Annotated in this window: 16 protein-coding genes; 10 read left to right on the forward strand and 6 right to left on the reverse strand. The window is 38.4% G+C overall.

What is annotated here, in order from left to right; all coding sequences use genetic code 11:
• Nucleotides 1-15 precede the first annotated feature (15 nt).
• The 5 genes from I6F45_RS07255 to I6F45_RS07275 all read right to left on the reverse strand — a co-directional run bounded on the left by I6F45_RS07255 (nt 16) and on the right by I6F45_RS07275 (nt 5,588).
• Nucleotides 16-858, reverse strand: coding sequence for a DNA ligase (locus I6F45_RS07255; RefSeq protein WP_165740502.1), 843 nt, complete (start codon nt 856-858; stop codon nt 16-18).
• Nucleotides 859-891: 33 nt separating this feature from the next.
• Nucleotides 892-1,548 (reverse strand): HAD family hydrolase, encoded by a 657-nt coding sequence (locus I6F45_RS07260; protein ID WP_197141124.1) that lies wholly within the window; start codon nt 1,546-1,548, stop codon nt 892-894.
• A 75-nt stretch (nt 1,549-1,623) separates the two neighbouring features.
• Entirely contained in the window at nt 1,624-1,923 is a 300-nt protein-coding gene (locus I6F45_RS07265) for a hypothetical protein (protein ID WP_007581307.1), read from the reverse strand.
• A gap of 116 nt (nt 1,924-2,039) precedes the next feature.
• On the reverse strand, nt 2,040-4,307 hold the full coding sequence (locus I6F45_RS07270) for a TonB-dependent receptor (protein WP_197141133.1): 2,268 nt from the start codon (nt 4,305-4,307) through the stop codon (nt 2,040-2,042).
• A gap of 420 nt (nt 4,308-4,727) precedes the next feature.
• The gene (locus I6F45_RS07275) at nt 4,728-5,588 is read right to left on the reverse strand and encodes a mechanosensitive ion channel family protein (RefSeq protein WP_007581304.1); all 861 of its coding nucleotides are present in this window, start codon (nt 5,586-5,588) and stop codon (nt 4,728-4,730) included.
• Nucleotides 5,589-5,789: 201 nt separating this feature from the next.
• Between I6F45_RS07275 and I6F45_RS07280 the strand changes: the two genes are divergently transcribed.
• From I6F45_RS07280 to I6F45_RS07300, 5 genes are all read left to right on the forward strand, one after another.
• The gene (locus I6F45_RS07280; protein ID WP_024590275.1) at nt 5,790-5,999 is read left to right on the forward strand and encodes a hypothetical protein; all 210 of its coding nucleotides are present in this window, start codon (nt 5,790-5,792) and stop codon (nt 5,997-5,999) included.
• Nucleotides 6,000-6,207: 208 nt separating this feature from the next.
• Nucleotides 6,208-8,343, forward strand: coding sequence for a M3 family metallopeptidase (locus I6F45_RS07285; protein ID WP_007581300.1), 2,136 nt, complete (start codon nt 6,208-6,210; stop codon nt 8,341-8,343).
• Nucleotides 8,344-8,726: 383 nt separating this feature from the next.
• The gene (locus tag I6F45_RS07290; RefSeq protein WP_197160101.1) at nt 8,727-9,578 is read left to right on the forward strand and encodes a carboxylate/amino acid/amine transporter; all 852 of its coding nucleotides are present in this window, start codon (nt 8,727-8,729) and stop codon (nt 9,576-9,578) included.
• Between the two features lie 84 nt (nt 9,579-9,662).
• Complete coding sequence (locus I6F45_RS07295; protein ID WP_197160102.1) at nt 9,663-10,994, forward strand: glycerophosphodiester phosphodiesterase family protein; 1,332 nt, start codon at nt 9,663-9,665, stop codon at nt 10,992-10,994.
• Between the two features lie 243 nt (nt 10,995-11,237).
• Nucleotides 11,238-11,972 (forward strand): dienelactone hydrolase family protein, encoded by a 735-nt coding sequence (locus tag I6F45_RS07300; protein ID WP_197160103.1) that lies wholly within the window; start codon nt 11,238-11,240, stop codon nt 11,970-11,972.
• Nucleotides 11,973-12,015: 43 nt separating this feature from the next.
• Here the strand turns inward: I6F45_RS07300 and I6F45_RS07305 are convergent, their stop codons facing one another.
• Nucleotides 12,016-12,939: a LysR family transcriptional regulator gene (locus I6F45_RS07305; protein WP_007581293.1), complete on the reverse strand. Its 924-nt coding sequence runs from the start codon at nt 12,937-12,939 to the stop codon at nt 12,016-12,018.
• A 157-nt stretch (nt 12,940-13,096) separates the two neighbouring features.
• Between I6F45_RS07305 and I6F45_RS07310 the strand changes: the two genes are divergently transcribed.
• From I6F45_RS07310 to I6F45_RS07330, 5 genes are all read left to right on the forward strand, one after another.
• Nucleotides 13,097-13,780, forward strand: a complete 684-nt coding sequence (locus tag I6F45_RS07310; protein ID WP_165726437.1) for a type 1 glutamine amidotransferase domain-containing protein — start codon at nt 13,097-13,099, stop codon at nt 13,778-13,780.
• Between the two features lie 116 nt (nt 13,781-13,896).
• Complete coding sequence (locus tag I6F45_RS07315) at nt 13,897-14,478, forward strand: rhomboid family intramembrane serine protease (RefSeq protein WP_010555361.1); 582 nt, start codon at nt 13,897-13,899, stop codon at nt 14,476-14,478.
• A gap of 77 nt (nt 14,479-14,555) precedes the next feature.
• The gene (gene yghU / locus I6F45_RS07320; RefSeq protein ID WP_007581288.1) at nt 14,556-15,401 is read left to right on the forward strand and encodes a glutathione-dependent disulfide-bond oxidoreductase; all 846 of its coding nucleotides are present in this window, start codon (nt 14,556-14,558) and stop codon (nt 15,399-15,401) included.
• A gap of 261 nt (nt 15,402-15,662) precedes the next feature.
• The gene (locus I6F45_RS07325) at nt 15,663-17,603 is read left to right on the forward strand and encodes a putative bifunctional diguanylate cyclase/phosphodiesterase (protein WP_165729026.1); all 1,941 of its coding nucleotides are present in this window, start codon (nt 15,663-15,665) and stop codon (nt 17,601-17,603) included.
• A gap of 520 nt (nt 17,604-18,123) precedes the next feature.
• On the forward strand, nt 18,124-19,503 hold the full coding sequence (locus I6F45_RS07330) for an FG-GAP repeat domain-containing protein (RefSeq protein ID WP_010555359.1): 1,380 nt from the start codon (nt 18,124-18,126) through the stop codon (nt 19,501-19,503).
• Nucleotides 19,504-19,513: the final 10 nt, after the last annotated feature.

Below are 19,513 nucleotides of genomic sequence, written 5' to 3' on the forward strand. Positions count from 1 at the left end.
TAAAAATTATAAATGTTATAAACTATCTCTTACTCGTAAAAAACTAGCAAAACGCGGTAAACCGTTTTTTGTTAATCCATGAAATCGGTACGTTACAGTGCTACCTATCTCAGGCGCCGTGGAGCGCTCTGCATCACTAAACCCAGTACCAATAGAAAACACCTGCCCTTGTGCTGTTTTTACCCTTAATGCCCCTAACATACCTTGGTATTTTCCTTTACCTGGTAAATGCGCAATCACAACCGCTTCTGCATCTAAGTAAGGTTTTAATTTTAGTAATGCATTGCTTCGACCATTGCTGTGCTTAGCACTGGCCAAATGAAGCATTACGCCCTCGCCGCCCTGCTTAGTTATGTTTTCAAAATACTCTGTGAGCTGCTCATTATTAGTAAAGCTATATTGAACTACAACGCTAATGTGCGGCGAGTTTAGGCTAGTAATAAGCTCATTATAGTTTTTATAACGAGTGCTAAAAGGCAGATTTTCATCTGGCATATCAAATACTTTATAAGTAATAGTTTGCCAATCATGATTATTAGGTTTTTTAGTTCTTACTATGCCACTAAGCTTAGAAAAGTGCTCACGCTTGGTCCATAGCTCACCATCAAGCCATACATTTGGCAATGGCGCTGTAAACCAACTCGGCGCATTAATAATATTGCCCTTGCGAGTAACAAACTGCGTGCCGGTCCATATAGCTCTTACGCCATCATATTTTTCACTGACTAAATACTTACTTACATCGTAATGTTTAGTTTCGTTATATACTTTAGCCAGTAAAACAGAGGGTTGTGCTGCACTTATACATTGCGTAAAAAGTACAACAACAATTAAAAACAGGTATTTAATAGTAAACATTGGCGCATCCAAGCAAGTAAAAGTTGGCTTAAACTATAGTTGAGATTGCACCCATTGCCAAAACTCATCTAAGTTACTCATTTTATAGGTAGCTTGGCTAAAGTCGTGATCTTTAGTATGGCTATTGGCAATGGCTACAACACGTAACAAAGCGTTGTTGGCCGCCGTAACACCGGTAAATGTATCCTCGACAGCAATTGCATTGCCTGCCTGTATATTTATCTGCTTAAGTGCCAGTAAATATGGGTCTCCAGCAGGTTTAGGATTAGTTACATCGTCTTTTGTTACCACCGTGTCAAACAGCTCATAAAATCCTAAACCTTTAAGTATTGGCATAGCTTCACTTTTAGCACTGCCCGTTACTAGCGCTATTTTTAAGTCACTCGCTTTTACAGCTTTCAACGTTTGCTCAGTAAACGGCATCAGTGGTGGTAAATGTGTTATTACATATTCGCCAAATAAACGGTATTTTTCATCCGCTAAAAACTGTGCGCTTACTGATAAGTTATGCTCTTGCTTAATTTCGATTGCAGCTTCTAAAGTGGGTCGTCCTGAAAAGCGCTGACAAAAATCACTTTCTAAATAACTAACACCATAAGGCTTAAGTAGTTTACTCCAACATACAAAGTGCATGCTTTCTGAATCAACTAATGTGCCATCCATATCAAATAATACTGCTTCTAATGTCATCCTCATTCCTTATTTAACCTAAGCCAAATTTTGACAATAAAAAAGGCGCCTTAAGCACCTTTTATTAAATTGTTGTTATTGCGTTAAGCCAGCTGGTGGCTCACCCGTTGCTTCTTCACCCGTATCAACATCAACAAGCTCGTAGCCACGCGTTTTACGCATAACTTTAAGTACAGGCTTTTCAAATGCTGTTTTTAAACGATCTGAGTCATCTTTCAACTCATCAAGTGTTGTACCAAAAGGGGCTGCGCCTGTTTCTGACCAGTTAGTCACTTTACCGTTCAGGTTATATTCTACTTCGTGTATTTGATATTGCGCTGCTTCATCTTTCGTTGCTTCACAAAAAATTACACGGTAATTCCAAAATCCAGCCATTGCTCTTCTCTTTAAATAAACCAATTAGGCGCTACTTTAGCAGCTCTAAAAGGGGTTATACAAATAAAAAAGCCTGCGCAATGCAGGCTTTTAAAATAAATACTTTTAGCTATTAGTTAGAAAAATCTAACTTTAAACTCAGCACCTACATAACGTTCTTCGTTAACAATACCCGTATTGTTATTAAAGTCTACAGCACCAATAACTTGTTGCTCGTCAAATAAGTTACGAACAAAAGCGGCTACTTCGTATTCGTAATCGCCTTCAGACCATGTGTAACCTGTACGCAAACCTGTTTCAATAAGCTCTTTACCTTCAAACTCTACTGATTCGTAAAGGAACATATTGATTTTACTGCGATAAGAAATATCACCGCTTGCGAAGAAGTTACCATCGGCAAGTTCTTTAGTGTAGCGAAGCGTAAAGTTAGAGATCCACTCAGGAGCATGCGGTAAGCTATTACCATCAAGTACAGCAAGACCAGAACCATTAATTGGGTCAGTTACAGTACATTGAGCACAAACAGCGACAGCTAAATCGTTATCTTTAATTTCTGTTTTATTGTAGCTCAAGTTAAACGTTGCATTAAACTCATCGCTTAATACCCACTGCGTATCTAACTCAAAACCATAGCCAGTCGTTTTATCAGCATTAACTAAACGGTTAAAGTTAGCACCACCGCCTACAGCGGTAAGTTGCTGGTCGTCCATTGTGTAATAAAACACAGTCGCGTTAACACGACCTTGGCCATCTAACACGTCTGATTTAATGCCTGTTTCGTACGATGTTACCGTTTCTGACTCAGCTGTTGTTACATCATCACCAAACAAAATACGACCTTGTAAACTAGGTGCGCGGAAGCTGTTTGCTACACGGCCGTACCAGTTAACATCATCGTTTACTTTATAATTTGCAGATAAGTCCCAGCTAACATGGTCGTCACTAACATCACGTTCTACTAGTAAAGCACCACCGCCAATTGGGCTAAGTGCTCGGTCAGCGACAAAATCTTTATCATCGTCAGAGTAGCGAAGTCCCGCTGTTACTTTTAAATCATCTGAAAAAGTATAATCTACAGAACCAAATACAGCCCAAGCTGTAGTATCTTGCTGTTGACGAACATAGCCATTTAAAGCACCAGCATCGGGTGTTGAGAATGTATCGTAGCTGTAGTTTTCAATAGTTAGTTCTTCATCGAAGTAAAAAACACCTACTTGATAATTTAAATCGCCATCAAAGTTACTAGATAAGCGTAGCTCTTGCGTCAACTGGTCGTGATCTGGAATACCATCAGCACTTTCTGAAGAGAAAGGGATAAAACCAGGCCCCATGAAATCTGGAATATAAGAAGCACCGTAACCGCCGTCGATGTCAGCGCGAGAATAAATTTCAGCACTTTCCCATGCAGAAATTGAAGTGATTGTGTGATTTTTAAGTTCCCACTCAAGCTTTAAGCTTGCACCTTCAGATTCTACTTGTTGAGTAGAGCGAGATGCCGCATCTTGATAAACAACATCACTTTCGTAATTATCTACTAGCTCATTAGTACCCGTTTTAATTACATTTGCACGAAAGGCAATTGGCGAGCCATCTAAATCACGTGTGTGATAGTTTAATAAAGCAGTAAAATCGTCGCCTTCATATAAAAACTGAACACGTGCCGCTTTTTCAGTGTAACCACCTTGCTCGTCTTTAGCTTCAAAGCCTGGCGCTTGGTTATCAATGTAATCGTCTTTATCTTGCCATAATAATGAAACACGAGCAGATAAACGGTCAGTTAAAGCACCACCTACAGCACCACTTGTGTCTACAGCGCCACGGCTACCGTATGAAACAGAGCCATAACCATCAAATTCTTGGCTTGGTTTAACAGTATCAAACTTAACAAGGCCAGCTGGCGTGTTACGTCCAAATAAAGTTCCCTGTGGTCCACGTAATACTTCTACGCGTTCAACATCAAATACTGGGAAGCCTTTTAAAATTGCATTTTCTTGAACGACTTCATCAACAACAAGTGATACTGGTTGTGATGCATTCAAATCGAAATCGGTATTACCTAAACCACGAACGTAAAAGCGTGGGAATGAACGACCAAATGAAGATTCAATAGATAAACTTGGAATTTTCGCATTTAAAAAACGAATATCCATACCAGCTGAGCTATACGCATCAAGGTTATCACCTTGTAGAGCAGATACTGCTACTGGTACTTCTTGAGCGTTTTCTACACGTTTACGAGCTGTTACTTGAATAACTTCTAGTTGATTACTTTTTTTAGCTGTTTTTTCTTCAGCAGCTAAAGAAGAAAATGAAGTACCTGCTACTGCAGAGAACAACGTTGCATTGATTAAGGTAGCTAACGTAGATCTTTTCATTGCTTTCATGTTGGGTTTAACCTTTTTTGTGCACTCTTGTTCAACGGTTTTTTGTGTTGCGCAATGTATTCATTGCGGGCTCGTTCAATTTTTCGCGACTTGCGTCATGCGCGCGGACCTTATTACCGAGAGTACAAAAACGATGTTATAAGGCTGAACGAACGATTAAGATTATACCATTGTGTGACAATTTTACTGCATAAATATAGACATAATTAGAAACTTTTTTGCAACATTTAACTACAAAATCACGTGTTTTTATCACTATTTAGATGCAAAATCCTAATATTAAGGACATATGTCCTTTATTGGATTTAATAAAATGGAGTAGGAAGAAGGGATTGTTTTACATGTTAACCTAAAATAGAAACACCTGTGTTTTTATTAAAAGCCGCCCAAGAGCGACTTTTAATATTTACTATATTTGAACTATGAGCGCTTAAATGCAATTTCACCGTCGATATGAATATCACGCTGCGGAAAAGCAATCACTACATCATGCTTTTCAAATACAGCGTAAATACTAAAACGAATATCACTGCGTACTTTTCTAAGCATGGTTTCAGACTCGGCGCACACCCAAAAAATAGCGTTAAATACGAGCGAGCTATCTGCAAAGTCATCAAATAACACCGATGACTTTGGATTAGCCAATATTGCTTCATGATCATCAAGCACTTGTTGAATAAGCTTTTTAACCAGTATCACGTCTGATCCATACGCAACACCTACACTGACCGATGAGCGTGCGTTGCCATCTATTAGCGTCCAGTTTGTTACTGTATTTTCGAGCAATTGAGAATTAGGAATAAGCATATGTACGCCGTCATTTCGGCGAATACGCGTTGAGCGAGTATTAATTGTTTCTACCACGCCTTTTGCATTGCCTACCTCTAAAAAGTCACCAATACGTATTGGGCGTTCCCACATTAGTATCCAGCCACTAATAAAGTTATTGATAATATTTTGAGCACCAAAGCCTACACCAATGGCTATTGCACCTGAAACAAAAGCAAACGCAGTAAGCGGTATGCTTAATACTTCTAAAGATGTAAAAATTAAAATAGCGATACTTAAAATAAAGTAGATACGTGTAAATAAATGCACGGCATCTTGGCTTAACTTTTTCGCCAATAATGTTTTTGTTATTAGCTTGCCAATACGCGTCACAATAAACCAAATAGCGAAAAGTATTAAAGGCACTTTAATAATTTTTGCTACGGTAATGTGTACATCGCTGTAACTAAATACAACAAAGGCAAGAATTTGGTTTATGTGTTCTAAGGTCATTTATTTTCCAAAACAAGCAAAGGAGCGCTTTAAATTTAAATCGCTATAAAGTGAAAGCGGTTCAGTGTTGGGTAAGTTTAGCAGTCATAATATAACTAAAACGCCAAGTTAATAAGTTCAATATACTTTTTATGAACAATTTATTAACTCTTTATTGCACCGAGTGCTATATAAATAGTGTACAAGCACTGGAGATCACATATGACACAACTTACTTTAAATCAAAGACTCGCTACTTTGCAGCCGCAGGTAGACTTACATTTATTTGAAAGCAGCCTAGATTACCGAAATAAAATTTTGTGCCTTCTTGCAGAACAAGAGCAAACACTGGCATCTATCAACAAAGAGTTTGGCCAACAACAACCTAGCAACTTTGGCTCTGAGAGAAAATTTGTACTTGGATATAACTAAGCAATTATGACTCAACGACTTATTAAGTAGCTCAGGTGTTTACTTTTAGAGCTACTTTTACCTCCCTTAAAGCTAAATATTAGCTAATTTGCGTTCAAATCCCCCTTAATACCGATAAACTTTATTGTATAAACGCCAAAATTTGATAAGTTAACTAGGTTTTTCGACTCGCAAAGCCTATTCCGGCTAATCTTTCTATGGAGTTATTATGCGTAAAACCCTGATCGCCACTACTATTGCTAGTGCCTTAATATTATCGGCCTGTTCATCTAACGATACACAAAACATGGCAAAAGAAGGCGCAGCACAAGTGCAAGACATGAACGCAAACAATGTTTTATTTAAGCCAAGCCCATTGCAATATATGGCACCAGAGTTTGATAAATTTGGTACAAAAGACTACGAAGCTGCATTCGATGCAGGTATCGCACAACACACGGCACAAGTACAAGCCATTGCTAACAACCCTGCTCCAGCAACATTTGAAAATACATTAGTTAAAATGGAATTGTCAGGGGAGCTATTAAATCGCGTATCGGCTGCTTTTTATAACTTATCAGGTTTAATTTCAGATGCTGAATACCAGCGTATTGATGAAAAAATGGCGCCTGTATTATCTGCTCACTCAGATGATATTTACTTAAACGGTGAATTATTTAAGCGCGTACAAACAATTTACGACAATCAAGATAAATTAAACGCAGAAGATAAACGCCTAGTTGATTTTTACTACAAGCAGTTTGTAAAAGCAGGTGCTAAATTAAATGACGCTGAAAAAGCTAAAATGCGTGAAATTAACTCAGAGCTAGCTCAGCTATCTACTGCGTTTTCACAAAACATTTTAAAATCGTTTAAAGAAGACGTTATTGTAGTTACAGATAAAAGTGAATTAGCAGGTCTTTCTGAAGGCGAAATTGCAGGCCTTGCAGCTTCAGCTAAAAAAGCGGGCAAAGACGGCTACATGATCACTTTGGTAAATACAACGCAACAACCAATTTTAAGTAGCCTTGAAAACCGCGACCTGCGTGAGCGAATTTTTAAAGCCTCTGCAAACCGTGCAGCAAAAACTAACGGCCCTATTATTATTAAAGAAACCAACCTACGCGCTCAAAAAGCAGAGCTTTTAGGCTACAAAGATTGGGCTTCTTATGTAATGACGTCGCGTATGGCGCAAACAACTGAAAACGTTTACGGCATCCTTGATGACCTAGCACCAAAAGCAGTTGAAAAAGCAAAGATTGAAGCAGCCGCTATTCAAAAAGTGATTAACGATTCAGGCGAAAGCTTTGAGCTTAAACCATGGGATTGGACTTTTTATGCTGAAAAAGTACGTGCAGAAAAGTACAACTTAGACCCAGCACTTGTTAAACCATACTTTGAAATGCAATCGGTTATTCACGATGGCTTATTCTTTGCAATGAACAAACTGTACGGTATTACGTTTAAAGAACGTAAAGATCTTCCTGTTTATCATGAAGATGTAACCGTATACGAAGTATTTAACGCTGATGGCAGCGCTATTGGTTTATTTTACTTAGACCCATATGCACGTGAAGGTAAACGTGGCGGCGCATGGATGAGTGCATACGTTAGCGAAAGCGGCTTAAAAGGCACCAAACCTGTTATTTACAATGCGCAGAACATTCCAAAACCTGCTGCAGGCGAGCCAACGCTAATGACGTTTGATGAAGTGTCTACTATGTTCCATGAATTTGGTCATGCTGCTCACGGTTTATTCTCAGATGTTAAATACCCAAGCCTAGCGGGTACTGCAACGGCGCGTGACTTTGTTGAGTTTCCGTCGCAAGCAAATGAAGATTGGATGATTGAACCAACAGTACTTGCAAACTATGCTAAGCATTACAAGACAGGTGAGCCAATTCCACAAGCTTTACTTGATAAAGTACTTGAATCGCAAAAATTCAACCAAGGTTACGGCACTACTGAATACTTAGCCGCTGCACTACTTGATATGGAATGGCATTCATTTGGTTCTGATAAAAAAGTAGCTGACGTTCAAAAGTTTGAGCAAGACGCGCTAGAAAAACACGGTATTGCTTACTACCCTGTTCCACCGCGTTACAAATCAAACTTCTTTAGCCACACATTTGCAGGTGGTTATTCAGCGGGTTACTACGCGTACCTATGGACTGAAGTGTTTGCAGCAGACGCCTTTGCACATATGGAAAACAACGGCGGCTTAACACGTAAAAATGGTGATAAGTTCCGTAAAGAAATCCTATCAAAAGGTAACAGCCGCGACTTAATGCAAAGCTACATTGAGTTTAGAGGTCAAAAACCAACGACCGACGCACTACTTAAGCGCCGTGGTTTAGTTGAATAGTTAGGGCATGTTGACCTTTCGTGGTTGAATTTGCAGCAGTATGTTTGGTCTTTAGGCAAGGCAGAGCCTATGTAGTGTGGTTATTCCCCATAAATAGGCGATAACGCAGCATAAATGCCAAACATGCGCTGCCCTTTGGGTTCTTTCTAGGGACGATTAACTCTTTGTTACTCGGTTTTTACTTAGCCCGCTGGGTTACAAACCTCGCGCCGCGATTAAATCGCCCCTAGATTGAACAAATTTCAATCCACAAAGATCAACACGCCCTAGTAACTTAGTTTATTAATTATTGCTTTATAAAAGCCCGCTTGCGGGCTTTTATTGTTTATACATTAATTTATAAAAGATAAACTGCTGCCATTAATTATTTAAAGACGACAGCTATGCGGTACTTATTTGCGGTTACCCTACTTTGGGCATTTTCATTTAGTTTAATTGGCGTGTATTTAGCGGGTCAGGTTGATGCATGGTTTAGTGTGTTAATTCGCATAGCACTAGCAACCCTCGTATTTTTACCATTTTTAAAGTTTAAACAAACACCTAAACCTTTAGCCTTAAAGCTCATGCTGATTGGCGCTATACAACTTGGTGTTATGTATAGCTTTTACTACCACTCCTTTTTATTTTTAAGCGTCCCCGAAGTACTGCTATTTACAGTAATGACTCCTTTGTACATTACCATGCTAAATGATGCATTGAACAAACATTTTAACCCACGCTTTTTTATAGTCGCACTTATTGCTGTAATTGGTGCAATTACCATTCGTTACGAAAATCTAAATAGCAATTTCATAATTGGCTTATTATTAGTTCAAGGTGCGAACATAAGTTTTGCTGTAGGCCAAGTAACCTATAAACGCTTAATGATGAACAATCAGCTTGATGATAAAACCATATTTGGATGGTTTTTTATAGGCGCACTTATTATTGCCACAATTTGCTATGCATTATTTGGTAATTCAAATAAATTACCAAGCACTTCTACTCAGTGGGGAATACTGATTTATTTAGGAGTTGTTGCATCAGGCCTTGGTTACTTTATGTGGAATAAAGGCGCAACACTCGTCAACGTTGGAGCTTTAGCCGTAATGAATAACTTACTTATTCCGGCTGGTATTATAGTTAATGTTCTTATATGGAACAGAGACGCTGACATTGTTAGGCTAAATATTGGAGCAGCTATAATGTTAGGTGCATTAATAGTGAATCAAATTATTAATAAAAAAGTAAATTAATAAAAAGTAAATTAATAAGCTTGTAGCTAAATTGTCATTAATAATCATTAAGGTAGTACAAATTTTACTTTTTAAGGATAAATAATGAAGCGTATTACCTTACTTACAAGCTGTATATTGTTAGCCACACTTGCAGGCTGCGATGACGATGTAGAAATAGTAGAAAAAGAAGTGGTTGTTACCAACACCGAAGTTGAGATTGTTGAAGTACCTACGCCTGTTATTGTAGAGGTACCAAGTGGTGATGCACCAGATATTCAATTAGGCACTCGTCCTTATTATTTAGTCAATGATATGAGCGACAGCGCTTTAAAAACAAAATTAGAATCTTGTAGTGAAGGTCCTTTTTACCGCACTGACTTTTCTATTGGTCATCGCGGTGCGTCAATGCAGTACCCTGAACACACTAAAGAAGCCTACATTGCTGCTGCTAGAATGGGCGCAGGTATTGTTGAATGCGATGTTACTTTTACAAACGACAAAGAGCTTGTATGTCGCCACTCTCAATGCGACTTACACACCACAACTAATATTTTAGCCACTCCTGAACTTGCAGCTAAATGCAGTGTGCCATTTACACCAGCCGACCCTACTAATGGTATTGCCGCTTCAGCTAAATGCTGTACCAGTGATATAAGTCTAGCGGAGTTTTTAACCCTTGAAGGTAAAATGGATGGTGCAAACACAAATGCAACCACCGTTGCCGATTACATGGATGGTACACCCAATTGGCGCACTGACTTATATGCGACCCAAGGGACATTAATGACTCATAAGCAAAGTATTGCATTGTTTAATGAGATGGGCGTAAAAATGACCCCAGAACTTAAATCGCCGCAAGTAAGTATGCCATTTAATGGAATGACCCAAGAGCAATACGCGCAAAAAATGCTAGACGAATACACACAAATGGGTGTGCCAGCCTCAAAAGTTTATCCGCAGTCGTTTAATCTTAATGACGTAAAATACTGGATTAATACCAACCCTGATTTTGCAGATAAAAGCGTATACCTAGATGGTCGCGACAGCGAAGCAGGATTTGATCCAAACAACCCGCAAACATGGCAACCTAGCATGGATGAGCTTGTTGCCGATGGCGTTAAAATTTTAGCGCCTCCAATTTGGATGATGCTAACAATAGACAGCGAAAGTAATATAGTGCCATCACAATACGCCATTGACGCAAAAGCAGCAGGTTTAGAGCTTATTGCATGGAGCCTTGAGCGCTCAGGTCCGCTTAATGAAGGTGGTGGTTATTACTATCAATCAATTGCTGATGTTATAGATAACGATGGCGACATGATGACGGTCGTTGATGTACTCGCAAAGGACGTGGGTGTAATGGCTATATTTTCAGATTGGCCGGCTACCGTAAGTTATTACGCTAGTTGTAATAAAATGCCTGCAAGTATTTAATACCAATCTGCTTATATATGGGGTCTATTTAACGTTAAGAAAATTACGCTAGAACTAGGCAAAAATTTTTTATCTAGTTGTTCTAAATAAAAAATTTTTAACGACGTTATAGTGAAATTTAATTCGTTAAATTGATCAAAGATTTATGCAGGTTGGTATAAATACTCGACAACAAAAGTCGTTTATTTTATCGCGCTCAGTTACCATATCATTATATATAATTTTATTTAACTGAGCGCTTTTATGATAATTCAACAACATAACGCAGACTTGCCAACACCTACAGGTTTAATGCGAACAACCGTATATCGCCCTCAGGCGCAAGGGCAATTCCCTGCTATTATTTTTTATTCTGAAATTTTTCAGCAAACTGCACCTATTGCACGCAGCGCAGCTATTTTAGCAAGCCATGGCTTTGTGGTATTAGTACCGGAAGTATTTCACGAGTTAAATCCTATGGGCACTGTGCTTGCTTACGACGATGCAGGTAAAGATAAAGGCAATGCAGATAAGTGGGCAAAACCACTTGAGCATCATGATAGCGACACGCAAGCCATGATCGACTTTATAAAGCAGCAACATTACTGCACAGGTACAGTAGGCGCTATGGGCGTATGTATTGGCGGGCATTTAGCTTACAGAGCGGCGCTTAATCCTGAAATTAAAGCGGCTTTTTGCTTATACGCGACTGATATTCATAGCAATACATTACCGGCAAAATCAGGTAATAACTCATTTGAACGCATGGCTGATATACAAGGCGAAATTCACTTTATATGGGGTAAACAAGACCCGCATGTGCCACAAGAAGGCCGCACTAAAATATACCAGCAATGCGTAAACACAGGCATTAATTACCAATGGCAAGAAGTTAATGCCCAGCATGCCTTTATGCGTGATGAAGGTGAGCGATACGATGCAGCCCTTGCAATTAATATGTATCAACAAGCGGTTGCATTATTTAGCCGTACTTTATAAGTGTTTTATAAATGCTTTATAAATATTTAAAAAGCGAAAATAATTAAACGCTTTTCAGCATACCCAAGGAGGTATGCTGTTTTACAAAATATGCTTTTAGGTAATCAATAAATAATCGTAGTTTTTTAGAACCCGCAGCCCCTGGCGGAAATACCCCGTACAGTTCAATATCTTTGCTTTTATAATCATCTAATATTATTTCAAGTAGCCCTGCTTGTACTTTAGGCCACGCATCGTAAAGCGGAATACGCCCAATGCCATGCCCTGCTTCTACAAAGGCAGTACGTGCAGCTGCGTTATTAGTACTTAAGGCGCCTTGCATTGTAATGTCGTGTTTTTTGCCATCTTTTGAAAGTGTTAACGTTTTACTTCCTAGCTGATAAACCACCCATTGATGATCTGCCAATTCTAAAGGTGTTTTAGGTTTACCAAAATGTGTAAAGTAATCCGGCGCGCCACAAATACAAGTGCTCATTGTAGTCAGCTTGGTTGCCTGCAAGTTGGAGTCACTCAGTGCCACTCCCCTAATTGCAAAATCAAACCCATTTTTAATAATATCAACCACATCGTCAGTAAGCTGTAAGTCTATTTTAATTTTAGGGTATTGGCGCTTAAACGTATTTATTGCAGGCACAATTAACTGCATTCCCACATTTACTGGGCAACTAATTTTAAGTAAACCTTGTGGCTCGCTCTTTATATTTTCTATTTGCTGATTAGCCGCATTAGCTTGTTCGGTAATTATTCTACAACGCTCATAATAAGCAATGCCTGCTTCAGTGAGCGCCATGGTGCGGGTTGAGCGATTTAGTAAAGTAACTTCAAGCTGCGTTTCTAATTTTTTTAAATGATAACTTGCAACTGCTCGCGTAAGCCCTAGCTGTTTGGCAGCAGCGGTTAAGCTGCCCTGCTCTACAATTTGCGCAAATACAACCATGCTCTTTAACTGCTCAAACGACACCTTCATATGTGCTCCGTAGCGTGTTTTAAATTCAACCCCTCTATTGTATCAATTATTAAACCAATAAAGTTAAATTTATCATCGTTGTTTAAAGCTCTGTTAGTGCATATAGTAATTGGTAAGCAAGATAAACCAATTTAAATCATCAGAAGGAATATATTCAATGTCTAAAAAAATACTTATGGTTCTTACATCTCACGCAGAACTTGGTAACACTGGCGAAAAAACAGGTTTTTGGGTAGAAGAATTTGCAGCCCCTTATTATGCATTTGTTGATGCAGGCGTTGAAGTAACATTAGCGTCTCCAGCTGGCGGTCAACCACCCATTGATCCGACAAGTACGCTTGTCGATTTTCAAACAGATGCAACAAAACGTTATGACGCAGATAGCGCAGCGCAAACCCTTATGGCAAACACTAAAGTGTTGAGTGAAGTAAAATCTAGCGATTTTGACGCTGTATTTTACCCAGGCGGTCACGGTCCATTATGGGACTTAGTTGATAACACTGACTCAATCTCACTTATCGAAAGCTTTGTAAAAGAGCAAAAGCCTGTTGCTGCGGTATGTCATGCAAGTGCTGCATTTTTAAATGTTAAAGATGCCGATGGCAATGCATTAGTAGCGGGTAAAAAAGTAACTGGTTTTACTAACTCTGAAGAAGCTGCAGTGCAACTTACCGATATCGTGCCATTTTTAGTTGAAGACGAGCTAATTAAAAAAGGCGGCGATTATCAAAAAACTGACGACTGGGGCGTATTAGCGCTAGTAGATGGTTTAGTAATTACCGGTCAAAACCCAGCAAGCTCTGAACTAGCAGCCAAAAAACTATTAACCAAACTAGGTTAATAGTGAGTAAAAATTAAAAATAAGCACAGCATTTTATGCTGTGCTTTTTTAATTGCTTTTCATTAGCAAATACAATTCCTATACTGGCAACTCTTAAAGTCAATTAGGGTGATTATATGGCAACCAAGCCAACCACACTGTCATTACTAACGAGTACCCGCTTCGCAATTTTTAGTATTGTTGTTATTTGCTTCGTACTACAAGTGATCAATAGCCTACCTGGTATAAACCTAAATGGTTTAGGCATATATCCACGCAGTATCCAAGGCTTAATTGGCATACTATGCGCACCTTTTTTACATGGTAGCTGGTGGCACTTCGCCAGTAATATGATTCCATTTGTAGTGTTAAGTTGGCTAATTTGCCAGTACAGCGTAAAACGTTTTTATAACGTATTTATTTTTACCGCTCTAGTTGGTGGACTGTTAGTTTGGGCATTTGGGCGCAGTAACATACATGTTGGTTTAAGCGGTGTTATATATGGTTTATGGGGCTTTATTCTATGCTACGGCTTAGTAAGACGCTCATTAAAATCAATTATAATTGCTGTTGTAGTGGCTATACTTTATAGCGGTTTTATATGGGGTGTTTTACCCCAGCGCTATCATGTATCGTTTGAAAGCCATTTATTTGGAGCGCTAAGCGGATTGTTTTTAGGTTATAGATTAGCAAAAGCCGATAAATTAAAAGGTCGGTAAATTAAGTATTAGGGCCTTTAATTAATTTTTTATGGCCACATTTACCATATATGTATTTCATCTAACAGAGGTTATTTATGAGTGATAAAAACGAATACACGCCACCAAAAGTATGGACGTGGGAAAGTGAAAGTGGCGGTAAGTTTGCCAGCATTAACCGCCCAATTGCAGGCGCGACTCATGACAAAACTCTACCTATTGGTGAGCACGCATTTCAGCTTTATTCTCTTGCGACACCTAATGGCCAAAAAGCGACTATCATGTTTGAAGAGCTTTTACAGCTTGGTTGCACCGATGCAGACTACGACGCATATTTAATAAACATAGGTGATGGCGATCAGTTTGGATCTGACTTTGTTGATATTAATCCAAACTCAAAAATCCCAGCGCTAATGGATCATTCAACCACGCCGCCTACTCGCATCTTTGAATCTGGTTCTATTTTACAGTATTTGGCTGAGAAATTTGATGTACTCATACCTAAAGATTTAAAAGCTAAAACTGAGTGTCGTAACTGGCTATTTTGGCAAATGGGCTCAGCGCCTTACTTAGGTGGCGGATTTGGTCATTTTTATAGCTACGCACCAAGTAAAATGCAATACCCTATTGACCGTTTTACCATGGAAACTAAACGCCAGCTTGACGTGTTAAATCGCCATTTAAGCGAAAATGAATACATGGCAGGTGATGAATACTCAATTGCCGATATTGCAATTTGGCCGTGGTACGGATCGTTAGTGCTTGGAGCTTTATATGATGCAGCAGAGTTTTTAGATGTTGCCTCATACACCCATGTTGTACGCTGGGCTACGCAAATATCAGAGCGCCCCGCAGTAAAGCGTGGTCGTCGCGTAAATCGCACATGGGGTCCTGAAGAAGAGCAAATGGCAGAGCGCCATAACGATAGCGATTTCGAAGGTTAAATCTATAGAACAGCAAGTAAAGTCGTTAACACTTTAACCTGCTTGATAATTTTAAGGCTCAAAATAAATATTTATTTTGGGCCTTTTTACTTTTTAAACTTTTTTTATCCCTCCCATAAACTATATTTACTTTACATTAAAGTTTTATTTAGCTGCGTAAAGGCTTATTAAGCTCTTTGTATTACCAGTATTGCATTAGTGTAATTTGCTAAATGGTTTACTTAATTTCCTAGGGGTTGTTTTTGAAAAAGGTTTTAATTAGTGCCATATAACAATTTAAGTAATAATGAGCGAAAAGAAGCGCTCAAAATTTTATACTCGAATGCTATTTCCGGAATTGCAGTCTCTGTACTAGTCAGCGTTGCTTTAGTATTTGCTTTTGATATAACTAATGAGAAAACTAACCACGATAAAGTAGTCTGGTTAGGCATAATGATGTGCGTGCTTACTTTACGTATTATTGATGTAGGGCTTTTTTTGAAAGCTCAAAATTCTCGCCAACCTTACAACACACATTCTTATCTAAATCGCTTTGCTATTGGCTGTATATCAACAGCCGTGTCTTGGTGTGGTTATGCTCTTTGGTTTCATAGCACTTCATCTACGGTGGAAGTTACTACGACCATTGCTATTTTATCGGCGCTTGCCGGTGGCTCTGCAAATTTGCTGTCTGGAAGTCGTTTTACCGCTGTTCTATATAGTTTTACTTTATTGGCGCCCTACTCTTTTTTGCTAGCGCTTTCAAACGATCACTACCAACACGTATTGGGGTTATTAGGTTTAACTTTTGCCACAATCATGATTGCCTCTTCGTACAAATCAGCCACATTTACACACAGTGCAATCAAGCTCAAAAACCAAAACAGAGAGCTGCTTAATGAAATGGAAAACAAGGTCGAACAACGCACTGAAGAAATTTACCGCTTATCGAATACCGATCCACTCACAAATCTATTAAACCGCACCGCATTTTTAAAAAATGCAAACAAACAACTAGCAGATAACCCTAAAGAACCCTTTGCTTTATTATTTGTAGATTTAGATGGTTTTAAGCAAATCAACGATTCGTTGGGTCACAAAGTAGGCGATAAAGTATTAAAAGAAATAGCACTGAGAATTAGTAATGTATGCAACCAACAACTCTATAAATGCCGTTGGGGCGGAGATGAGTTTTTAATTTTAGCAACGTATCAAAGCCAAACTGAGCTTATCGAGTTTGCTAATAAAGTGCTTCAAAGCATTAGCGCCGAGCATGAAACATATAAATATCAAAAATGGGTATCAGCAACTATTGGAATGGCCATGTACCCTGAGCACGGGAGTGATTTAAATACCTTAATTCGCTCTGCTGATATTGCAATGTATCACCAAAAACGCATGGCTAAAGGTAATATCAATATTTATAACGATTCACTCAAATTAAAACAAGAAAGAGAGTACCTGTTGAGTCAACGCCTAGCCAGTGCCATAGAAGAAAACAGTTTAAGACTAGTATTTCAGCCAATTGTAGATAGCAAAACATCAAAAGTAACCTCTTTCGAATCATTATTACGCTGGCAACTAGACGGTGAAAATATTTTCCCTGATGAGTTTATAACTATTGCCGAGCAATACGGTTTAATAACCCAAATGGGCCTCTGGGTCATAGAACAAGCATGTATACAAGCAAATAAATTCAACCATTTACCGACAAAAATTGCAGTAAGCGTGAACGTATCGGTAATACAATTACAAGATCCAAATTTTGTAACTAAGGTATTAAAAATAGTAAACAATCACCAAGTAGAGCCTAAAGATCTGCATATAGAAATTACCGAATCAGTATTTGCCGAAGATAAACTCACATTTTTGACAGCCGTGAAAGCACTACAAAAACAAGGCTTTTGTATTTCAATTGATGATTTTGGAACTGGCTACTCATCACTATCAAGCATGCTTGATATTGGTGTAGATATAGTAAAAATAGACAGAAGTTTTATTCAAAATATGGATAAAAGAGGGTTAAGTATTATTCATGCAATTGTACAAATGGCCTCATCTTTAGATTTTACTGTTGTTGCCGAAGGCGTTGAAACTATTGAACAAGCAAACACGCTTACTAATATTGGTGTATCTCACCTGCAAGGTTATTACTTTTCAAAACCGATGGAAGTAGATTTTGTAGATGCTTATTTAAATGAGCAAAATAAGCTGTGCCGTTGATAACCAAAACCCGCTAAAAGCGCTTAACTGCCATATGAGTTTTGCACTACCTTTCTTATTAGGGCTTGTTTATCTTTCGAGGTTAAATTTGCAGCAGACTGTTTGGTATTTAGGCAATGCAGAGCCTATGTAGTGTGGTTATTCCCCATAAATAGGCGATAACGCAGCATAAATGCCAAACATTCGCTGCCCGAAGGGTTCTGCCTAGGGGAGATTGACTCTTTGTTACTAGGTTACAAACCTCGCGCCGCGATTAAATCTTCCTTGGGTTGAACAAAGTTCAATCCTGAAAGGTCAACAAGCCCTTCTTAAAACATAATCTTACAATTACTTACACCCAGTACATAGTTATTAGCGTAGGCTAAATATAAACCAACTTACATAAGTGTATTACGTTTAAATTTACGCTAATTAGCAAACCGCCAGCGCTGGACCCTACGTTAAGTTGTGCGCTGATGTTGCTTATATAAGTGAATAATAAAAATGTAACGATACAACTAAATATAAAAAAGGGATTTGCATGATAAAACCACTTTGCTATTCACTCATCACTTTACTTACCCCCATTAGCGCTATAGCTCAAACAATGGCAATAAAAACAACGGATGAATTAGTATCAACCGATTCAGAGATTTTATTTGCATATAATAAAGAATCAAAACAATTAGAAGCCATCAATTTACTCACATCACTAAGTAGTGAACTTGCTTTACCAAAAAATGCCATCGGGTTTGATGTGGCTACACTTGCTAACATTACCGATAAACAAGCACTCGTACTAACAAGTGATGGCGTATACAAAGCCCATGCTGGTAAACCAACACTATTGTTTAATTATGAGTCGGTTCTAAATCAATTAAAAATAGATAAATTTGAAAAAGTAGACTTTGTCTTCGATGCCAACAACGACGGTCTAAGCGATATTTTCATCCCTGGGTTAGCAAGCAGTACTTTATACATTCAAAATAAAGATGGCAGCTTTAAGCCTAACAAATTTAAACAAACACCTATGTATGAAGGCAGCTTTTCAGGAAAAGGGCTTTCTCTAGAAGTTAATATTAACAATAAACCCGTTGTTATTGATTTTAACCACGACGGGTTAAGCGACTTGGTTTTTTCAAATGACTTTGGAGCAGATGTACTACTTGCTAATTCAGAAGGCTTTGAGCAAAAGCTCACCTCAATTGATTTTAACATCGAATTAGGCGAGCTAAGCAATGGCGAAACTCGCAAAATAAAGCAAATTATTGATATTAATAACGACGGATTTCTAGATTTTACAACTAGACAGTTTAAGCCAACGCAAGGTATGGATTCGTTAGATATAAAAATAGCACATACTTTGTACCTAGGAAGTGCTAAAGGCTTTAGTAATACGCCCATTACCTTATTTGAAACACAAGGCCCTAGTGAGTTATTGCTCAAAACTGATTTTAATAATGATGGCTTAATTGATTTACAAAAAATGGATTTAGATATTGGCTTAGGTACTATTGCGTCTATGGCATTGGGCGGTGGCAGTACTGATGTAGATGTAGAAATGAACATTTATAAGCAGCAACCCGACGGCTCATTTGCCAATAAATCGAGTATCGAACTTGATTTAGAAATGGAAGTAGGAATGAACGGCGATGATTCCGAGCCAGCCCTATATTTAGGTGATATTAACGGCGACAGCTATATTGACGCAGTATACAAATACAGTAAAAAAACGCTGTATATTTATTACGGAGAGCAAGACTCACTGCTAAATGATAAACGTAAAAAATTAAAACTAACGCTGCCTAAAAATAATAAAGATATTCTTCTGGTAGACATAAACCAAGACGGTAAAAAAGATTTTGTATTTAAATTTACCGAAGAAGATGGCACCAGCAAAATAGAAACACGCTTAAATTAAGCCAATAAAA

The organism is Pseudoalteromonas sp. SWYJZ19 (genome assembly GCF_015864375.1).
Lineage (GTDB): Bacteria > Pseudomonadota > Gammaproteobacteria > Enterobacterales > Alteromonadaceae > Pseudoalteromonas > Pseudoalteromonas arctica.

Bases quoted from the DNA above. Each gene is read 5' to 3' on its own strand.
- I6F45_RS07330 (WP_010555359.1), top strand. From the start codon at position 18,124: ATGATAAAACCACTTTGCTATTCACTCATCACTTTACTTACCCCCATT.
- yghU (WP_007581288.1), top strand. From the start codon at position 14,556: ATGAGTGATAAAAACGAATACACGCCACCAAAAGTATGGACGTGGGAA.
- I6F45_RS07255 (WP_165740502.1), bottom strand. From the start codon at position 858: ATGTTTACTATTAAATACCTGTTTTTAATTGTTGTTGTACTTTTTACG.
- I6F45_RS07260 (WP_197141124.1), bottom strand. From the start codon at position 1,548: ATGACATTAGAAGCAGTATTATTTGATATGGATGGCACATTAGTTGAT.
- I6F45_RS07315 (WP_010555361.1), top strand. From the start codon at position 13,897: ATGGCAACCAAGCCAACCACACTGTCATTACTAACGAGTACCCGCTTC.
- I6F45_RS07310 (WP_165726437.1), top strand. From the start codon at position 13,097: ATGTCTAAAAAAATACTTATGGTTCTTACATCTCACGCAGAACTTGGT.
- I6F45_RS07295 (WP_197160102.1), top strand. From the start codon at position 9,663: ATGAAGCGTATTACCTTACTTACAAGCTGTATATTGTTAGCCACACTT.
- I6F45_RS07265 (WP_007581307.1), bottom strand. From the start codon at position 1,923: ATGGCTGGATTTTGGAATTACCGTGTAATTTTTTGTGAAGCAACGAAA.
- I6F45_RS07305 (WP_007581293.1), bottom strand. From the start codon at position 12,939: ATGAAGGTGTCGTTTGAGCAGTTAAAGAGCATGGTTGTATTTGCGCAA.
- I6F45_RS07275 (WP_007581304.1), bottom strand. From the start codon at position 5,588: ATGACCTTAGAACACATAAACCAAATTCTTGCCTTTGTTGTATTTAGT.
- I6F45_RS07280 (WP_024590275.1), top strand. From the start codon at position 5,790: ATGACACAACTTACTTTAAATCAAAGACTCGCTACTTTGCAGCCGCAG.
- I6F45_RS07270 (WP_197141133.1), bottom strand. From the start codon at position 4,307: ATGAAAGCAATGAAAAGATCTACGTTAGCTACCTTAATCAATGCAACG.
- I6F45_RS07300 (WP_197160103.1), top strand. From the start codon at position 11,238: ATGATAATTCAACAACATAACGCAGACTTGCCAACACCTACAGGTTTA.
- I6F45_RS07285 (WP_007581300.1), top strand. From the start codon at position 6,208: ATGCGTAAAACCCTGATCGCCACTACTATTGCTAGTGCCTTAATATTA.
- I6F45_RS07290 (WP_197160101.1), top strand. From the start codon at position 8,727: ATGCGGTACTTATTTGCGGTTACCCTACTTTGGGCATTTTCATTTAGT.